Source organism: Roseovarius tolerans (genome assembly GCF_900109855.1).
In the GTDB taxonomy this organism is placed as follows: Bacteria; Pseudomonadota; Alphaproteobacteria; order Rhodobacterales; family Rhodobacteraceae; genus Roseovarius; species Roseovarius tolerans.
In genome coordinates, this window is sequence record NZ_FOBO01000024.1 from 1 (window position 1) to 16,326 (window position 16,326).

Here is a 16,326-nt window from a genome sequence, read left to right on the forward strand (position 1 = left end):
TCTTGTTCATCTTCGCTCCTTGGTGGCTGCGATGAACCAGAAATCCTCCGTTACGAAAACCTCAAATCTGTCCCATAGGCGCTGACGTCAGACATCAACGGCGGCGCTGCGGGCGGGCGCATCCGGATCAACAAGCCCGATCTCTTCGGTGGCGAGAAGCGCGAAGGCGGCATCGTCGGCGACATTGATGTGCTGATGGGCGCACCGAACCAGGCACAGAATGATTATCTCGCCGCCAAGGCGGGGGCTGATGTGCCCGGCTATCGCGGTATCTGCTCGCTGGTGCTGCGGCAGGTGTTTCTCGGCCTCAATCCCTACCTCAAGCCATGGTCGGTGCGCCTGACGCGGATCCTGAAGGCCGAGGATGGCGGCCAGCAATGGTATCCCGAGAAGGCGCAGATCGTGCCCGAAGTGCGGATAGGGGATGCCGCGATCTACATCGCCATGGACGCCTCGGGATCGATGTCGGGCTCGCGCATGGCGGCGCAAATTGCGGCTGTCTCGCGTCTGATTGAGGAGATCGGCGAGAACGCTCTGGAGCCCAACGACGTCCAGATCGTTACCTGGAACTCCACCGTGTCCGGCACGATCATGCGGCGCGACGCCGATGCCACGGCCTACGGCGAGATCCAGGACTGGGTCGATGCGCTTTCAAGCTCCGTCAGCGGTGGGACGGATTTCGGCGTCGCTGTCAGCCAGGCGGGGGCGTTTTTCAACGGCTCGGGTGGCAAACGCCGGATCCTGATCTTTGTCACCGACGGCGAACCGAGCCCGGCCTCGACCCTGCAGACGGCCATCGCAACGCTTTCTGGCATCTCGGAGGTCGATGTCTTCGCCTTCAACATCGCACTTTCGGATACCAGCGCCACGGCCCAGATCGACAACACGCCGGTCGATGGCGTGCCCGTCGTGCCCCCCGGCGATCCGGATGCACTGGTGGCCTCGCTGCGCGCAGCCTTCGGGCAAGGCCCAGACATGAACCCGGCCCATATCATCCGGGAAAGTCTGACCAACGGAGACTGGGGCCTCGGGCATACGTTCGCGGATATCGGCCCCAGCTTTGCCACCGCCGCGGACGCGCTCTTCTCTGAGGGCTTCGGGTTGTCGCTGCTTTGGCAGCGGGAATCGACGATCGAGGACTTCATTGCCGACGTGCTGAAGCACATCGACGCCTATCTCTATGTCGACCGCCGCTCGGGTCGTTGGGAATTGCGCCTGATCCGGGCTGATTATGATCCCGAGACCCTGCCGGTCTTCGACGAAACCAATGTCGTCGACTGGGGTGAGCTTGGCCGCCGTGAGGCCGCTGATCTCGTGAACAGCGTCACGGCGAAGTTCTCTGACGCGCGAACCGACCAGACCGGGTCGGTCAGCGTGACCGACACCGCGCTCGTCCAGGATCTGGGTCAGGTGGTGAGCGCCACGGTCGATTATCCCGGCATTCGCTTTGAGTCCCTTGCCGTGCGGGTCGCGGAACGCGATCTGCGCGCACTCTCCGCACCGATCCTCTCGGGCGAGATCACCGTATCCCGCGTTGGCGCCGAGCTCGATCCGGGCGACGTGATCGTGTTGTCAAATTCTCGGCGCGGGCTCGAGGGCGTCGTGGTTCGCATCGTCGAGATCGACCATGGCGACGGGCGCGCCAATGGCGTGCGCCTCAGGGTCGCCGAGGACGTGTTCGCGCTTGGCGAGACAGCCCTTGTCGGTGGCGAAAGCGGCGATCCCGGCAGCCTGATCCTGCCGCCCAAGCCGCTGACGCGCCGCTGGGTTGCTGACGCGCCATACTGGTTACTGGTCCAGGAGTTGGGGCATGCACAAGCGGACGCGCTTCTCGAGGAGGATCCGGGAGTAGGTGCGATCGTTGCGACCGGGGAACGTCCCTCGGCCGATGCGCTCTCCGCGCAGGTATGGAGCGATAGCGGGACGGGTTACACGCTCGAAGAGGCGGTTGAGTTCGTGCCGACCGCTCTGCTTGTGTCAGACGTCAGTGACGATCCGGCCGAACGCGTGCTTACCGTCGGCAGCTGGACCGGGCTAGGGGACGTGGCCATCGGCACGCTGGCCGCGATCGGCACCGAACTGGTCCGGATCGATGGGGTAAGTGCCACGGCGCTGACCGTTGGGCGCGGCTGTCTCGACACGGTGCCGCAAACCCATCTCGCGGGCACGCCGATCATCTGTTGGCAGCAGCTCGCGAATGCTTCGGAGGCGGGGTTTGCGGCCGGAGAGACGGTCACGATCAAGATGCTGCCCGAGACCGGCTTCGGGACATTGCCGCTGGCGCAGGCACCCGAGGATGCCGTTACGCTGGCTAGCCGCGCCATCCGGCCGCTTCCGCCCGGCGATCTGCGCGGCAACGGTGTGTCGGTCGTGAATCCGAACGTCCTGAACCTCGGGCCGGTCCTTCTGACCTGGTCCCATCGTGACAGGCTCACCCAGACCAGCAGCGTGTTCGATGCCTATGACGCGGCCGACATCGGGCCAGAGCCGGGTGTCACCTATGCGGTCGAAATTCGCTGGGTCGATCCCGATACCGATACAACCATCGAGCCACCCGCCGCGATGATCGACGTGGGTACCGCCAACAGCGTCACGCTGACCAAGGAGGACGTGCCGATCCTCGCAGCGCCCACTGGCACCAAGCATTTCGAAATCCGGGTGCAAGCGCGCCGCACGACCGGGACCATCAGCTATGAGGCCTGGCAGGCGCGGTCGATCCGGCTCTTCATGCCGGACGGCATCAAGGTCGCCGAAGTCTCCGCCTGGACCGAGATCGGGGCAGGCGCGCGCTTAACCGTCGCCCAGACGGTGATCTTCCTCGATCGGGGCGGGTCGGTCCAACTGACTATCGCGGAGGCTGCCATCTGGATCGGCTTTGGCGGTGACGCGCGCCTCACCATCCCAGACATCGATATCTTCAATGAATGGGGCGGTCAGTCCCGCCTTACGGCCGCCGAGGCCGCTCTCTACATAGAGGTACTCCCATGAGCCACATCCTGCATCTTGGACACCAGGTCACTGACCTTGCTGGCATCGAGGGCCGCATCAGCGCTGACGCCGCCGGGTTCGACGCCGATCTCGACGTCAATTGCATCCGGATCAACACGAGTGAGACCAGCGCAGTCCCGTTTTCCGCATCCTGGTCCTTGCCCGCCGGGGATGTCTGGCTGGGATTCCGATACAAAGCGCCCTCGGTAAACGCCCACATCATCGGCACGGATGGCACCTTCCTGGAGTTCTACGACACCGCAAATGCGCTTGTTGCGATTGTCCGAACTGAGCGGGACGATGAGAAATATCACGCGATGGCTGTTGGCGACACCAGTGTCGACGGCGCTTCCTCCTTCGTCGCTGCCACGAACCAAGTCTATTGGGTCGATGTGAAGATCGCTGTTGGCGCTGACATCACCATCGAGTTCTACGCTGATGGGGTCCTGCAAAGCAGTGCAACGGCAGCGAACACCGGTGGCAAGGGTCGCCCCGTTCGCTGTGTGTGGAAGAACTACGGGCTCTTCGATTTCTATAACCCTGCCATCTGCTACTACGCCCATATCGCGGTGCTCGACGGCGTCTCGACCATCGGGAGGCGGTTCGCGCGGCGCACGCCGGATCTGGTCGCGACCTATGACGCCTTTTCGGGCGGGGTCGACGCGGTGAAGGACGGCGACATCGCCACCCGCGCCGCGAGCGACATTCCCGGTCAGCGCCTGTCGTTTTCGCTGGCGGGGCCCACGGGGCCTGCCGTGGCCTCGGCCATTGCGGGCGTGCATGTGAAGCAGCTGGCTCAGCTCGGCACAGCAGGACCGACGGGCGTCGCGGGTTTTCTGCGGATTGGCGGGGTGGACTACGATGCGTCGCCCGGCACACCGTCACCGGATATGGCCAGTCCGGTCTATTCGACATGGGACGTGAACCCGGCCGACAGCACACCCTGGACCACGGCTGCGCTACCGACGGAAGCCGGGATTGTCTCGTCATGACGCCACCTCGCGCCGATCAGGGCGACATGCGCATCTCCGAGATCGAATTCCAGGTCCTTCTGACGCGCGCCGCTGAAGCAGGGGCCAAACGTGCGCTCGCCGATGCCGGGATCGATGGCAAGGACGCCGCCCTCGATATCCGCGATTTACGCTCACTGCTCGACTGCATTCGTTTCGTGCGGCGCACCGCCGTTCAGACGGCCGTCCACCTCATCACCACCGGCGTGATGCTGGCGCTCCTCGCCGGGATTGCCATCAAACTCAAGATCTTCGGCGGCGGTCCGTAGCCGAGCAAACGAACGAACCATCCGACCAATCAAACCCGCCCCAGTGGCGGGTTTCTGCGTTTCTGGAGGAAACCATGACCACCACATTTTACGACCACTGGCGCGACGTGCCAGAAAGCACCTGGCGCTGGAACAACTTCTCGCCCGCCGAAATTGCCTGCCGCGGCACAGGCAAGCTGCTGATCAACGAGCCCGCGCTGGACAAGCTGCAGGCGTTGCGGGACCGGCTAGGCAAACCGCTGATCATCCGATCGGCCTATCGAAGCCCCGAGCACAACCGCGCCGTCGGTGGCGCGACGCGGTCCAAGCACATGGAGGGCGCGGCCTTCGACATCGCCATGTCGAACCACGACCCGGTCGCCTTTGAGGCGGCAGCCCGCGCGGTCGGCTTCCTCGGGTTTGGATTCTATCCACGCTCTGGCTTCATCCATGTCGATCTTGGACCCGCCCGCCAGTGGGGGCAGCGCTTTCCCGTCCAGGCGATGGCCTTCGCCAAGGACACACCGCCTGCGCGCGAGGTTCTGGCCGAGAGCCGCACCATGAAGGGTGGTGGAGCGGCCGGGGTAGCGACGCTCGGCGCAGCCGGGGTCGAGGTCGCGCAGAGCGTCCTGACCGAGACCCAGACCGCCATCCTGCCGCTGGTGCCGCATCTCGATACGCTCCGCTGGGTGTTCATCGCCGTGGCGCTTGGCGGGATCGCGGTCACGATCTACGCCCGGCTCGACGACTGGAAACGGGGCCGCCGATGATTGGTGCGCTGCTCACTGGGTTCGCCACCAACCCGTGGGCCCGTACGGTTCTGTGCTACGGCGCCATCGTGCTCGCCGTGCTCCTGTTCCTGCTCGCACTCCGGCGGTCCGGCGAGCGAGCGGGACGCCTCGCCGAACGTCTCGAAACTTCGGAGAAGAACAATGACGTCCAACGCCGGATGCTGGAGGCGGCGGCTCGCCGTCCTCGCGATCGCGACGAGCTTGCTGAGCGGCTGTGCGACGGTCAGCTCTGAGACGGGCGGGTTCGGAGCTTGTCCGCCTGTCGTCGAGTACGGCCGGGAGTTCCAGGCGCGCGCGGCCGAGGAACTCAGGTTGCTGCCAGAGGAGTCGGCTATCGCTGAGATGCTCAGCGACTATAGCCTTATGCGGGATCAAGCCCGGGCTTGCGATTGAAGCCCGGGCGGAAATCCGCGCCTGCGGAGTGCCGCAGACGCAGAGGGCTTCAGTACGTCTCTACGACTTCGCTGTATTCGCCACGCAGCTGGATTGTCATCGTGATCGGCGTGCTGTCCCGGTTCCGCCAGAACCACCCGTGGTCACCGTCAAAGGGGGCTTCGATGCTGCCTTCGCCCGAAGTCTGGCCGCTGCCACGCTCATAGTCGACCGATTCACCGCCGCTGTGAGCGTGCAGGTCAAAGTTGACCCGCCCTCCGGTCGCTGTCCACGCGTACTCGGCCACGTTTCTGGCTTCCATCGTCATCTTGATTTCAGCGGTGCCGCCAGGTTCGAGAACGAAGGTTACGGTGTCCTGCCACGTCTGCTGTGCGTCCTGCGCGTGGGCAGTGCCGACGAACAGGCCGAAGACGGCGTCGAGAACGCTGGAGGATTGATCCTGGGCACGCTGCTCGTCCAGCAGGCGGTCCGCCTCGGCTTCTTCCGCAAGCTGGACCTTGATCTCGCCCATTTCCGTCAGGCCAAGGACGCGGCCAACTCCCGTCGGGTCGATGGCATGTTCCGCAGGCAGGTAAACGGTGACCAGGATCACCACTGCTCCGATGCCCGCGATGATGCTGGAGCGGAACAGTTGCGCCTTGGTCGGCAGGTCTTCGAGGTTTGGTTTGGGTGCGTTGTTCATGTGAGTATCCAATCTTTGCTTATGTTGAGGCGATGTAACCGGCAATCTGATAGCCGGTCAGCCAGATGCCGAGGCCCATCATCACCAGGTTTGCGATGGTGGCCTGTCGCATGAAATCTGGGTGGCGGCGCCAATACCCCATAACGATCAGGATCACCGCGAGCGCGAGCAGTTGGCCCACCTCGACGCCGACATTGAACGCCAGCAGGTTGGCCAGAAGCCCGTCCTGCGCGATGTCATACTCGAGGATCTTGGTGGCGAGGCCCGTGCCGTGGAACAGGCCGAAGATCAGCGTCGCGGCCTTGGTGTTGGGCTGGAACCCGAACCATTTATGATAGTAACCGAGGTTGTCGAGCGCCTTGTAGACCACGGACAGGCCGATGATCGCGTCGATGATGTAGGCGTTGATGCCCCAGCCATACCAGACGCCCAGAAGCATCGTGACCGAATGGCCGATGGCGAAGAGGCTGACATAGATGCCGACGTCCTTCATCTTGTAGAGAAAGAAGACAACGCCGAGCAGGAACAGGATGTGGTCGTAGCCGGTCACCATGTGCTTGGCGCCGAGATAGATGAAGGGGATCATCTTTACCCCCCAGATTTCCTGAATATAGCCCGCGTCACCGGCGGTAACGTTATGGGCAAGGGCTTGGCCAGCGCTCAGCATGAATGCCGCCAGCAGAATGAGGGACAGCGTAGCGATTTGGCGTTGTGCCAATGCCCGCAGGCCCCGCGAAGTTGAGGTCATGGTGGATCTCCGGTGTGTTGTTGACTGATCGGTGAAGCCGCGCGGAGGCGGCGTCGATCAGGCGCGCGGAGGTCGCTCGATCAGATAGACCCGATGCGGCCCGCCTGACGACGGACGAAGCCGGAAATTGTCTCGGTATCCCCAGAATGGGTGCCCGCTTGCGCCGAGCGCGAGCAGGGCCTGACTGTGATCATGGTCGGCCACATCATGGCTATGTCCATGGAGCGCCCAGTAAAGGTCCTCCTCGAACCCATGAGAATGGCCGTGTTCGGCAATCATTTCAGCGTGGTCAGCGACAACATCGAACACCGACGGGGTGTGGCTCATGCTTGGCGCAAGGGACCAGATCACGAGCGACAGGCAAAGAAGCGCCGCAAGCGCACTCCGTCCGTATGTTCGTAAAAGCTTCACCGGTTTGCCTGCCTGCTCGTTTTCAGGTCGCAGCACGTTCATCGTGCCGTCTTGTCCTATCCTCTGGGGGAGGATAGTATCGTTCTATGACAAAGCCCCATGTGCATGCAACCCATCCCGCTCTCGTTGCCCGGCTGAAGCGCGCCGATGGGCATCTTCGCGCCGTGATCGAGATGATTGAAGCGGGAAAGCCCTGCCTCGAGATCGCGCAACAGATGCAGGCGGTGGAGAAAGCCGTAGCAAACGCCAAGCGTGCCCTCATCCATGATCACCTGGATCATTGCCTCGACGCCGAGCATTCGGTGGCAGATCGCGATGAGCTGAAAGCCATTTCCCGATACCTTTGAGGTCACCGCCATGCTGGAAGTTCTTGCCGACCGCACCTACCGCCACCTTTTCGCCGCGCAGGTCGTTGCCCTTCTTGGCACGGGGCTTGCCACGGTCGCGCTTGGGCTTCTCGCCTACGATCTGGCGGGCGACAACGCGGCGATGGTGCTGGGCACGGTTTTCACCATCAAGATGGTCGCCTATGTGGGCATCGCCCCCATCGCAGGCGCGTTTGCCAATCGGGTGAACCGCCGCGCACTTCTGGTGGCGCTTGATCTGGTGCGGGCGGGCGTGGCGCTATGCCTGCCTTTCGTGACGGACGTCTGGCAGGTCTACGTCCTGATCTTCGTGTTGCAGTCGGCCTCGGCGGCGTTCACGCCGACCTTTCAGGCGACGATCCCCGACGTGCTGCCGGACGAGGCGCGCTACACCCGCGCGCTGTCGCTCTCGCGATTGGCCTACGATCTGGAGAACATCGCCAGCCCGATGCTGGCCGGGCTGCTCCTCGCTGTCATGAGCTACAGCGCCCTCTTCCTCGGCACGGTGGTCGGATTTGCAGCCTCCGCGGCGCTGGTCGTCTCGGTCTTGCTGCCCAGCCCGAAACCGTCGCAGCCGCGCGGCATCTATGACCGCACGACCCGCGGCATCCGCATCTACCTCGCCACGCCGCGCCTGCGCGGGCTTCTGGCGCTGAACATGGCCGCCGCCGCGGCAGGGGCGATGGTGCTGGTCAACTCCATCGTGCTGGTGCGCAGCACGCTGGGGCTGGATGCTTCCGCACTGGCCTGGACGTTGTTCGCCTTTGGTGCAGGGTCGATGATGGCGGCCCTGCTTTTGCCAAAGCTGCTGGACACCATGCCGGACCGCCCGGTGATGGTCGGCGGCGCCGCGCTGATGGTGCTGACCCTTCTGGGACTGGCAAGCGAGGTCGCGACCATTGGCCTTGTCTGGCCGGTCCTGCTTGGCGCGTGGCTGCTTGTGGGGCTGGGGTATTCCGCTGTCCTGACGCCATCGGGGCGGTTGTTGCGCCGCTCCGCTCACGCCGAGGATCGCCCCGCGCTTTTCGCCGCGCAATTCGCCCTGAGCCACGCATGCTGGCTGGTCACCTATCCTTTGTCGGGGTGGCTGATGACGCGGTTCGGGCCGGTCGCAGCACTTGCCGTACTGGCGATACTTTCGGGTGCGGGCATAGTTGCGGCGCTACGTTTCTGGCCCAGCGAAGACCCGGAGGCCTTTGAACACACTCACGATAACCTTCCGCTCGATCATCCGCATCTGCACGGCGCGCGACGGCATGCGCATTCCTTCATCGTAGACGAAAATCATCCCCGATGGGCGTCGCAACTTTGAGCGGGCAACAATGCTCTTGGGTCACCGCTCGACAGGCAGGGCACTGGCCTGGAAGGCGTCCGGAACCTAGGCTGCAGGGTAGCTCGAGAACGGTTCTGTCGTCCCGTCGTGGCGGATCAGGAACACCTCATACGCCTCGCGCTCGGTTTCCGGACCCATGCCGGGTGAACCGTAGGGCATCCCCGGCACCGCGAGCCCGATGGCGTCCGGGCGTTCCTCCAGTAGCCGCCGGATATCGGCGGGCGGAACATGACCTTCGATCATGTAGCCCGCGATCCTGCCGGTATGGCACGAAACCAGCTCCTGTGGGATACCGTTGTCGAGCTTGTAGCGGGCAAGCAGCGTTCCCATGCTTGGCTCGACAGACACATCGAACCCTTCAGACTGCAGGATCTGGATCCATGCCGTGCAGCATCCGCAATTGGGGTCCTTGAGGACGTGAATCGCAGGCCTGACTTCAGCCATCGCGGGGACCACGGCTGCAACCGAGGCAGCGCCAGCGCAAAGCATCAACCCGCGGCGCGAGATCTTGGACAGCATGAAGATATCTCCTTCTTCAGATCGGTTCTGTTGAGAAAATCCCTGCGGAACGGCTGGTTTTCTCATTAACGTCTATTGACCGGAAAAGCTCGTGCATTCCACCGGAGTTTCAAGTCCTCAGTTCTTCTTGAACAGGCCGAAATGGAACCGCTGCACGCTGCCCCAAGGCGTGTGGTGATCGTGCATCAAGGACCGGATCAGCCGGTAGTCCGGACCCAGCCGTTCTGTCAGGAGCGTTGCGTCAAAGCGGGTAACTGGCAGCCCGCTGCATTTATCAGGTCCATCCGGCGCAAACGTGCCGATGATGGCATGGCCACCTGGGACAAGAGCCCGGTCCATGACCCGCAGATAGGTTTCCTGATCTGCGAAATCGGTCAGGAAATGGAACGCAGCCCGGTCATGCCAGACATCGAAGGGCATGGAAGGTTGCCAATCAAGGACGTTCGCCACAACCCATTCCACAGGGGCATCCTTAGGCAGTCGGGCGCGGGCCTTCGCCAGCGCCGTCTCCGACAGGTCGAGCACGGTGATCGTACGGAATCCCTCTTCCAGCAGGCAATCCACCAGCCGCGACGCCCCAGCGCCAACATCGACAATGGCGGCATCGCTAGTTGCCCCTGTCACCGCGATCAGGTCGAGCGAGACCTGCGGACGATCCTCAAACCAGCTCGTCTCAGCCTCTGCCTTGCTCTGGTAGACGTCTTCCCAGCGGTTCGGTTCGCCACCCATTCTCAGTCCCTCACAGATCGACCCGCCGCAGCCGCAGCGCATTGGTGATGACCGAGACCGAAGACAAGCTCATTGCCGCCGCCGCGATCATCGGCGACAGCAACAAGCCTGTGACGGGATATAGCAGCCCTGCCGCGATCGGCACGCCGACGGCGTTGTAGGCGAAGGCGAAGAACAGGTTCTGCTTGATGTTGCGCAGCGTGGCGCGGGCCAGTTTCCGCGCCCGCACGATGCCCATCAGATCGCCGCCCAGCAATGTGATCCCGGCGCTTTCCATCGCCACGTCAGCCCCGGTGCCCATGGCAATACCGACGTCTGCCGCGGCTAGGGCAGGGGCGTCGTTCACCCCGTCGCCTGCCATGGCGATCTTGTGGCCATCCTTGCGCAACTGGTCGATCAGGTTCTTCTTGTCTTCCGGCAGGACGCCTGCGCGCACCTCGTCGATGCCGAGCTTGCCCGCCACCGCCTGCGCCGTGCGTTCGTTGTCGCCCGTCGCCATGATGACGCGCAGCCCTTGCGTATGGAGTTCCTTGATCGCTTGGGCGGTGCTGTCCTTGATCGGGTCAGCCACGGCCACGATGCCCGCCAGCGCCCCATCGACCGCGATGAACATCGCCGTCTTGCCCTCGGCGCGCAGGGCGTCGGCCTGTGCCTCGGCCTCGGCCGTATCCAGACCCATCTCCTGCATCATCGCCGCGTTGCCGAGCGCCACGGCGCGTCCGCCGATCTGTCCGCGCACACCCTTGCCGGTGACCGCCTCGAAGTCCGTCGCTTCTTGCCGGTCCGCACCCGCCGCTTCGGCCCCTTCCACGATCGCTTCGGCCAGAGGATGCTCGGACCCGCGTTCAAGTGCCGCAGCCAGCGACAGCAGGTCCGCCTCGGCCATATCCCCCAGCGCCACCGTGTCAGTCAGCTTCGGCTTGCCCATGGTCAGCGTGCCGGTCTTGTCCACGATCAGCGTATCGACAGATGCCATCCGCTCCAGTGCCTCGGCATCCTTGATCAGCACGCCCGCCTGAGCGCCGCGTCCCGCCGCAGTGGTGATCGAAATCGGCGTGGCCAGCCCGAGCGCGCAGGGACAGGCTATGATCAGCACCGAGACGGCTGAAGCGATGGCAAAGACCAGCGCAGGTTCTGGCCCAAAGATCATCCACACGACGAAGGCGAAGATGGCCGTGCCCACCACGGTCGGCACGAACACCGCTGAAACCCGGTCCGCCAGACCCTGTATCGGGGCACGTGACCGCCGTGCGTTCGACACCATGGTCACGATCTGCGCCAGCACGGTATCTGCGCCGACCTTGCCCGCCTCGATCACCAGAGAGCCGTTCTTGTTGATCGTGGCCCCGGTTACAGTATCGCCCGGGCCCTTTTCGACCGGCATAGACTCGCCGGTCAGCATGCTTTCGTCCAAGGACGAGAGCCCTTCGATCACACTTCCATCCACCGGGACCGCATCGCCGGGGCGCACGCGCAACCGGTCGCCTTCCATGATGTTTTCCAGCGGCGCGTCGTATTCCGACCCATCTGGCAAGATGCGCCGCGCGGTCTTCGGCGCGAGGTCCAGCAGCGCGCGGATCGCGTCACCAGTGCGCTCGCGGGCGCGCAACTCCAGAACCTGGCCCACGAAGACCAGCGCCACGATCACCACCGAAGCCTCGAAGTATGTGCCAACGCCCGCGCCCATGCGATACTGTTCAGGGAAAAGGCCCGGCAGGAACGTCGCGAAGATCGAATAGAGATAGGCCGCCGACACCCCAAGGCTGATCAGCGTCCACATGTTTGGTGATCGGTTAACGACCGAATCCCAGCCCCGCTTGAAGAACGGCCATGCCGCCCAAAGCACGATGGGCGTCGCCAGCACGAATTCCAGATAGCTGGCCGTCTGATGCCCGATCCAGTCGCGCACCGGCAGGCCGACCAGGCCGCCCATAGTCAGCACGATCAGCGGCATCGCCGCCGCTGCAGAAATCCACATCCGGCGGGTGAAGTCGGTCAGTTCCTCGCTGGGCTCGTCGGTGGGCAGCATCGGCTCGAGCGCCATGCCGCAGAGCGGGCAGGCCCCCGGCGCGTCGCGGATGATCTCGGGATGCATCGGGCAGGTGTACTGGACGTCGGCGGGCGCTGCCTTCTTCTTCCCTGCGGCGCGGCCCGACGCGTAGTGCCACGGGTCGGCCTTGAACTTGGTCTGACATTTCTCGGAGCAGAAATGGAAGGTCTCGCCCTCAAACTCCGCGTGTCGCCCGTCGGGCTTGACCGCGACCGTCATCCCGCAGATCGGATCCTTGGCCGTCTCTGCTCCCGCCTGAATTTCGGGTGCAGCGTGTTGATGATCGTGGTCCATGAGGTGCCAGCCTTTCAGTTGTTTCTCAGTCTAAGGCTTCCAGTGGTTGGAAGCTCAAGCCATTTCTCAATGGTCATCGTGATCGCCTATTCTGACCGGATTGCGCGCGAGGAAAACCCGGACGAACAGGAACATCAGCGCCATGCCGATGAGGCCGATCACGACGATCAGCGGGTCGGTTTGCCATTTCATCGTGGCGAAGGCGGCCAGCACTACGGCATCGAGGGATATCGCCGTTAGCAACACCCAGCCACGTGCGCCGATCTCCTCGCGCAGATGCCGGAACACGCCGAAGTGGATGATCATGTCCATCACCAGGTAGAAGAAGGCCCCAAGCGAAGCGATCCGGCTTAGGTCGAAGAACACCGTCAGGAAGCCTGCGATCACGACAGTGTAGACGAGTGTGTGGTCCTTGATCGTGCCCGGCATTCCGAAATGACTGTGGGGGATCATCTTCATGTCGGTCAGCATCGCCAGCATCCGCGAAACCGCGAATACGCTGGCGATCAGCCCGGAAGCCGTGGCGACCAGCGCAAGCGCCACCGTCAGGTAAAAGCCGGTCTGGCCGAGGGCGGGCTGGGCTGCTTCGGCAAGCGCGTAGTCCTTCGCCGCCACGATGCGGTCGAGCGGCAGGCTGGAGCCGACCGCGAAGGCGACAAGCAGATAGACGACCACGCAGATCGCAATGGACAGGACAATGGCCCTGCCGACGTTGCGGTGCGGCTCGGTGACCTCCGCGCCGCTGTTCGTGATGGTCGTGAAGCCCTTGAAAGCGAGGATCGACAGCGCGACCGATGCCACGAAGCCGGTGGCGCCCGCGTCTCCACCCGTCGCCTCGAATGACAGACCACTGGCCCAAAGCGCGGAAACACCGAACAGCGCGATGCCGCCCACCTTCAGCACGGCCATGACGATGGAAACCAGCCCGACGGAGCGGGTGCCCGAGGCGTTCACGAGATAGGCGAAGACGATCAGCCCGACGCCCAGAACCGGCACAAGAATGCTGTCGGCATCGCCGCCGAAGGCCCTCAGCATGTAGGTGCCAAAGGTGCGGGCGACGAGACTTTCGTTGATGACCATCGACAGCGCCATAAGGAGCGAGGCACCTGCCGCCACTGTTGTCGGCCCGTAGGCTTTCTCAAGGATCATCGCGATACCACCCGCAGACCGATAGGCGTTCGACATCTTGATGTAGCTGTAGGCGCTGAACGCGGTCACGATGGCACCGACGACGAACGACAGCGGGAAGAGCGGCCCAGCAAGTTCGGCGATCTGGCCGGTCAACGCAAAGATGCCCGCGCCGATCATGACGCCGGTGCCCATGGCCACTGCGCCGGGTAAGGTGATGCTGTTTTTCTTGTAGCTCTGCGCCATCAGAGTTCCTTTTCTGTTTTGCGTCGGGTCGCGATCCAGAGGAGCGGCAATCCGGTGACCAGGCCGAGGCCAAGCACCGCCCATGTCGCCCGCCCGAGGTCGCCGCTGACTGCTTCGCCGCCGAAATGGGCGAGCAGGAAGCTTGCCGGAACAATCCCGGCCAATGTCGCGAGCGCGAAGCGCCAGGCATGCAGGCGGCTGAGCCCGGCTGCATAGCTGATCATGTCGAATGACACGAACGGCATCAGACGGCTGGCAAAGACCATCGCCGTCAACGCATTTTGCGAGCCGAGCAGACCGGCATCGACCCGATCACCAAACACCCGTCGCAAGACATCGTGCCCCAGAACTCGCGCGAGGCCAAATGCGATCAGCGCCCCGAGTTCTGCGCCTATCGCGACCTGTGCCGTACCCCAGAGATGTCCATAAGCCGCTCCGGCGGCCAGCGCGATCGGCGCGCTCGGGATCGGGCTCGCCACGACAGCTACGGTCATGAGCGTGACGATCAGAACCGGCCCCCAGAGGCCCGCGCGCACCACCAGCATTTCGAGATGCTCGCCGTCCATGAGCTCGCGTGCTTCGGTGAACACCGATGGTGCGAACTGCCACACGCCGAGCAGGGCGATCCCGACGATCGCAAGCGCCGCGAGGATGGCGGCGCGCAGCTTCATATCAGATCGCCTCGACGGCCTTTGCCAGAAGGTCGCGGACCTCGCCCGCGACGGCCGTCAGTTCAGCGTTTTCTATCGCCTGCATCGAGGCCACCGGGTCGATTGCGCTGACCTCGACTCCGCCATCGACCTCGCGCAGGATCACGTTGCAGGGTAGCATCGCACCAACCCGCGGCTCGATCCCGATCGCCTGATACGCCATCTTCGGGTTGCAGGCACCCAAGATTCGATAAGCTGGCATCTCGACATCAAGCTTCTTCTTCATCGTCGCCTTGACATCGATCTCGGTCAGCACGCCGAAGCCGTTGTCGGCCAGCGCCGTGCGTGTTCGGGCATCAATGTCTTCGAAGGATACCCCCTCGAAGGTGCGGTTGATCGTGTAGTTCATTGCGGCATCCTTTCCGTCGAAATTATCGACCGCATGGTCCGGCCCCTGCCGAGGCGCGTGTCCGGGCTGCCGCATCGGGCACAAGGCCACGCTTCGAAGTTCTTTACCTCGTCGCCATGGTATCCTTGATTGCAGCGCACAGGGTGATGCAGATCAGTGTGCGTTCCGCTCATTTCCGATTTTATGATGGCAGAGCGGCCTTTGCCGCCACATTCAAGGAGATGTCGGATGAGACACGGGATTGCAGCATGTTCGGCGACCTTGGCCACTACAGCGGCCCTGACGGCCAACATGGCCCTGGCGCAAGCCGATGAAATGGCCAACCGGGATGCACCCTTCTATCACGGGCATGATATGATGTGGGGTGGTGATCAATGGGGAGGGTTCGGAATGGTACTTGGTCCGATCTTCATGATCCTGATCCTGGTCGGGATCGTCGTTGGTGCAATCTACGTCCTGCGGCTGTTTGGCGTGGCCGGCAGTGGCCAGCCGGCACATGATCGGGCGCTGATGTTGCTCAAGGAGCGCTACGCAAAGGGTGAAATCGACACTCAGGAATTTGAAGAGCGCAAGAAACTGCTGGCGCACTGACTGATGTCAATATGGCAGGAGTTCCGATGTGCCAAGCTCAGCGATGTAGGTGGGCAGTGGTCATTCTCAGAACAGATAGGAATACAATGAACCGGATCGTATACATCGTCGGCCTCGTGGTCATTGTCTTGGTCATCCTGGGATTTTTCGGCCTTCGTTAAGTGCAGACATTCTCGTAACCAAACAATTGGAGACAAAGCTATGTCCAGCGATAAAACCCCAAAATCCGACGACGCCGACCACGGCCTTGGTGCCAAAGGCACCATATCTCAAGCAGGGCGTTCAGGTGGGCGTTTGCCGCGTGACATCGGCACGCAGGATGAACTGAAGCGGGCCAACGAACGCCCCGCCGGCAAGACCCGTGTCACCAAATCCGACGAAAAAGACTGGTAGCCGGAGTGCATTTGAGGCCTCACGGATCTTCTGATCAACGCGTTCGAAGTTGACATGTCGTGTGCGAGATAAGGTGAACTGAGCCGATGACAATATCCTTTTCAGGGTGCGAAAAATGATGCGCGGCAACTTCAAATTCATTTCAAGGATATGGGACCGACTGCCCGCCAGTCTCGGGTTTTTGCTAATCCTGTTGGATTCCCTGGAGTCGGCACGGCTCGGATGGATCGACCACTGGAACTATGCTTTCGGCCGGGAGCGTGGGCAGGCGATCAGCGATGACGATCATGCGTCTCCGGGATACAATTAGGGTGGAAATCGCTGCTTAAAGTTTCGGAGGCGTTTTGA

General features: G+C 63.0%; 18 protein-coding genes. 9 read left to right on the plus strand and 9 right to left on the minus strand.

The window, feature by feature from the left end; all coding sequences use genetic code 11:
• The first annotated feature begins 195 nt into the window (after positions 1 to 195).
• The 5 genes from BMX04_RS17235 to BMX04_RS17255 all read left to right on the plus strand — a co-directional run bounded on the left by BMX04_RS17235 (position 196) and on the right by BMX04_RS17255 (position 5,270).
• On the plus strand, positions 196 to 2,988 hold the full coding sequence (locus tag BMX04_RS17235; RefSeq protein WP_244888581.1) for a phage tail protein: 2,793 nt from the start codon (positions 196 to 198) through the stop codon (positions 2,986 to 2,988).
• The gene (locus BMX04_RS17240; RefSeq protein WP_074788112.1) at positions 2,985 to 3,980 is read left to right on the plus strand and encodes an FscB; all 996 of its coding nucleotides are present in this window, start codon (positions 2,985 to 2,987) and stop codon (positions 3,978 to 3,980) included. Before BMX04_RS17235 ends, BMX04_RS17240 begins: the two co-directional genes overlap by 4 nt.
• Positions 3,977 to 4,267 (plus strand): DUF6127 family protein, encoded by a 291-nt coding sequence (locus BMX04_RS17245; protein WP_074788113.1) that lies wholly within the window; start codon positions 3,977 to 3,979, stop codon positions 4,265 to 4,267. The genes BMX04_RS17240 and BMX04_RS17245 overlap by 4 nt, the downstream gene beginning before the upstream one ends.
• 74 nt (positions 4,268 to 4,341) lie before the next feature.
• Complete coding sequence (locus BMX04_RS17250; RefSeq protein WP_074788114.1) at positions 4,342 to 5,016, plus strand: YcbK family protein; 675 nt, start codon at positions 4,342 to 4,344, stop codon at positions 5,014 to 5,016.
• Positions 5,013 to 5,270 carry a hypothetical protein gene (locus tag BMX04_RS17255; protein ID WP_074788115.1) on the plus strand — a complete coding sequence of 86 codons (258 nt, stop codon included), beginning with the start codon at positions 5,013 to 5,015 and terminating at the stop codon, positions 5,268 to 5,270. Before BMX04_RS17250 ends, BMX04_RS17255 begins: the two co-directional genes overlap by 4 nt.
• 209 nt (positions 5,271 to 5,479) lie before the next feature.
• On the opposite strand, the gene BMX04_RS17265 is transcribed toward BMX04_RS17255, so the two are convergent.
• From BMX04_RS17265 to BMX04_RS17275, 3 genes are read right to left on the minus strand one after another with little or no spacing between them, the layout of a single operon-like run.
• Positions 5,480 to 6,112, minus strand: a complete 633-nt coding sequence (locus BMX04_RS17265; protein WP_074788117.1) for a transmembrane anchor protein — start codon at positions 6,110 to 6,112, stop codon at positions 5,480 to 5,482.
• A gap of 19 nt (positions 6,113 to 6,131) precedes the next feature.
• Complete coding sequence (locus BMX04_RS17270) at positions 6,132 to 6,860, minus strand: HupE/UreJ family protein (protein ID WP_074788118.1); 729 nt, start codon at positions 6,858 to 6,860, stop codon at positions 6,132 to 6,134.
• 57 nt (positions 6,861 to 6,917) lie between these two features.
• Positions 6,918 to 7,313: a hypothetical protein gene (locus BMX04_RS17275; protein ID WP_074788119.1), complete on the minus strand. Its 396-nt coding sequence runs from the start codon at positions 7,311 to 7,313 to the stop codon at positions 6,918 to 6,920.
• Between the two features lie 44 nt (positions 7,314 to 7,357).
• Here BMX04_RS17275 and BMX04_RS17280 point away from each other — a divergent pair, with 44 nt between their 5' ends.
• Positions 7,358 to 7,618 (plus strand): metal-sensing transcriptional repressor, encoded by a 261-nt coding sequence (locus BMX04_RS17280; RefSeq protein WP_074788120.1) that lies wholly within the window; start codon positions 7,358 to 7,360, stop codon positions 7,616 to 7,618.
• A 10-nt stretch (positions 7,619 to 7,628) separates the two neighbouring features.
• A complete protein-coding gene (locus BMX04_RS17285) occupies positions 7,629 to 8,948 on the plus strand; it encodes an MFS transporter (protein ID WP_074788121.1) in 1,320 nt (439 codons plus the stop codon).
• A gap of 66 nt (positions 8,949 to 9,014) precedes the next feature.
• Here the strand turns inward: BMX04_RS17285 and BMX04_RS17290 are convergent, their stop codons facing one another.
• The 6 genes from BMX04_RS17290 to BMX04_RS17315 all read right to left on the minus strand — a co-directional run bounded on the left by BMX04_RS17290 (position 9,015) and on the right by BMX04_RS17315 (position 14,994).
• Positions 9,015 to 9,488 (minus strand): DUF411 domain-containing protein, encoded by a 474-nt coding sequence (locus BMX04_RS17290; RefSeq protein ID WP_074788122.1) that lies wholly within the window; start codon positions 9,486 to 9,488, stop codon positions 9,015 to 9,017.
• A 117-nt stretch (positions 9,489 to 9,605) separates the two neighbouring features.
• Positions 9,606 to 10,217 (minus strand): class I SAM-dependent methyltransferase, encoded by a 612-nt coding sequence (locus BMX04_RS17295; protein ID WP_074788123.1) that lies wholly within the window; start codon positions 10,215 to 10,217, stop codon positions 9,606 to 9,608.
• A 10-nt stretch (positions 10,218 to 10,227) separates the two neighbouring features.
• Positions 10,228 to 12,561 carry a heavy metal translocating P-type ATPase gene (locus BMX04_RS17300; RefSeq protein ID WP_074788124.1) on the minus strand — a complete coding sequence of 778 codons (2,334 nt, stop codon included), beginning with the start codon at positions 12,559 to 12,561 and terminating at the stop codon, positions 10,228 to 10,230.
• Between the two features lie 66 nt (positions 12,562 to 12,627).
• Positions 12,628 to 13,935, minus strand: a complete 1,308-nt coding sequence (locus BMX04_RS17305) for an APC family permease (protein ID WP_074788125.1) — start codon at positions 13,933 to 13,935, stop codon at positions 12,628 to 12,630.
• The gene (locus BMX04_RS17310) at positions 13,935 to 14,606 is read right to left on the minus strand and encodes a TVP38/TMEM64 family protein (RefSeq protein ID WP_074788126.1); all 672 of its coding nucleotides are present in this window, start codon (positions 14,604 to 14,606) and stop codon (positions 13,935 to 13,937) included. Before BMX04_RS17310 ends, BMX04_RS17305 begins: the two co-directional genes overlap by 1 nt.
• A 1-nt stretch (position 14,607) precedes the next feature.
• Positions 14,608 to 14,994: a DUF302 domain-containing protein gene (locus tag BMX04_RS17315; protein ID WP_074788127.1), complete on the minus strand. Its 387-nt coding sequence runs from the start codon at positions 14,992 to 14,994 to the stop codon at positions 14,608 to 14,610.
• A gap of 228 nt (positions 14,995 to 15,222) precedes the next feature.
• Between BMX04_RS17315 and BMX04_RS17320 the strand changes: the two genes are divergently transcribed.
• Positions 15,223 to 15,585: an SHOCT domain-containing protein gene (locus BMX04_RS17320; protein WP_217644512.1), complete on the plus strand. Its 363-nt coding sequence runs from the start codon at positions 15,223 to 15,225 to the stop codon at positions 15,583 to 15,585.
• A 201-nt stretch (positions 15,586 to 15,786) separates the two neighbouring features.
• The gene (locus BMX04_RS17325) at positions 15,787 to 15,978 is read left to right on the plus strand and encodes a hypothetical protein (RefSeq protein ID WP_139194609.1); all 192 of its coding nucleotides are present in this window, start codon (positions 15,787 to 15,789) and stop codon (positions 15,976 to 15,978) included.
• Positions 15,979 to 16,326: the final 348 nt, after the last annotated feature.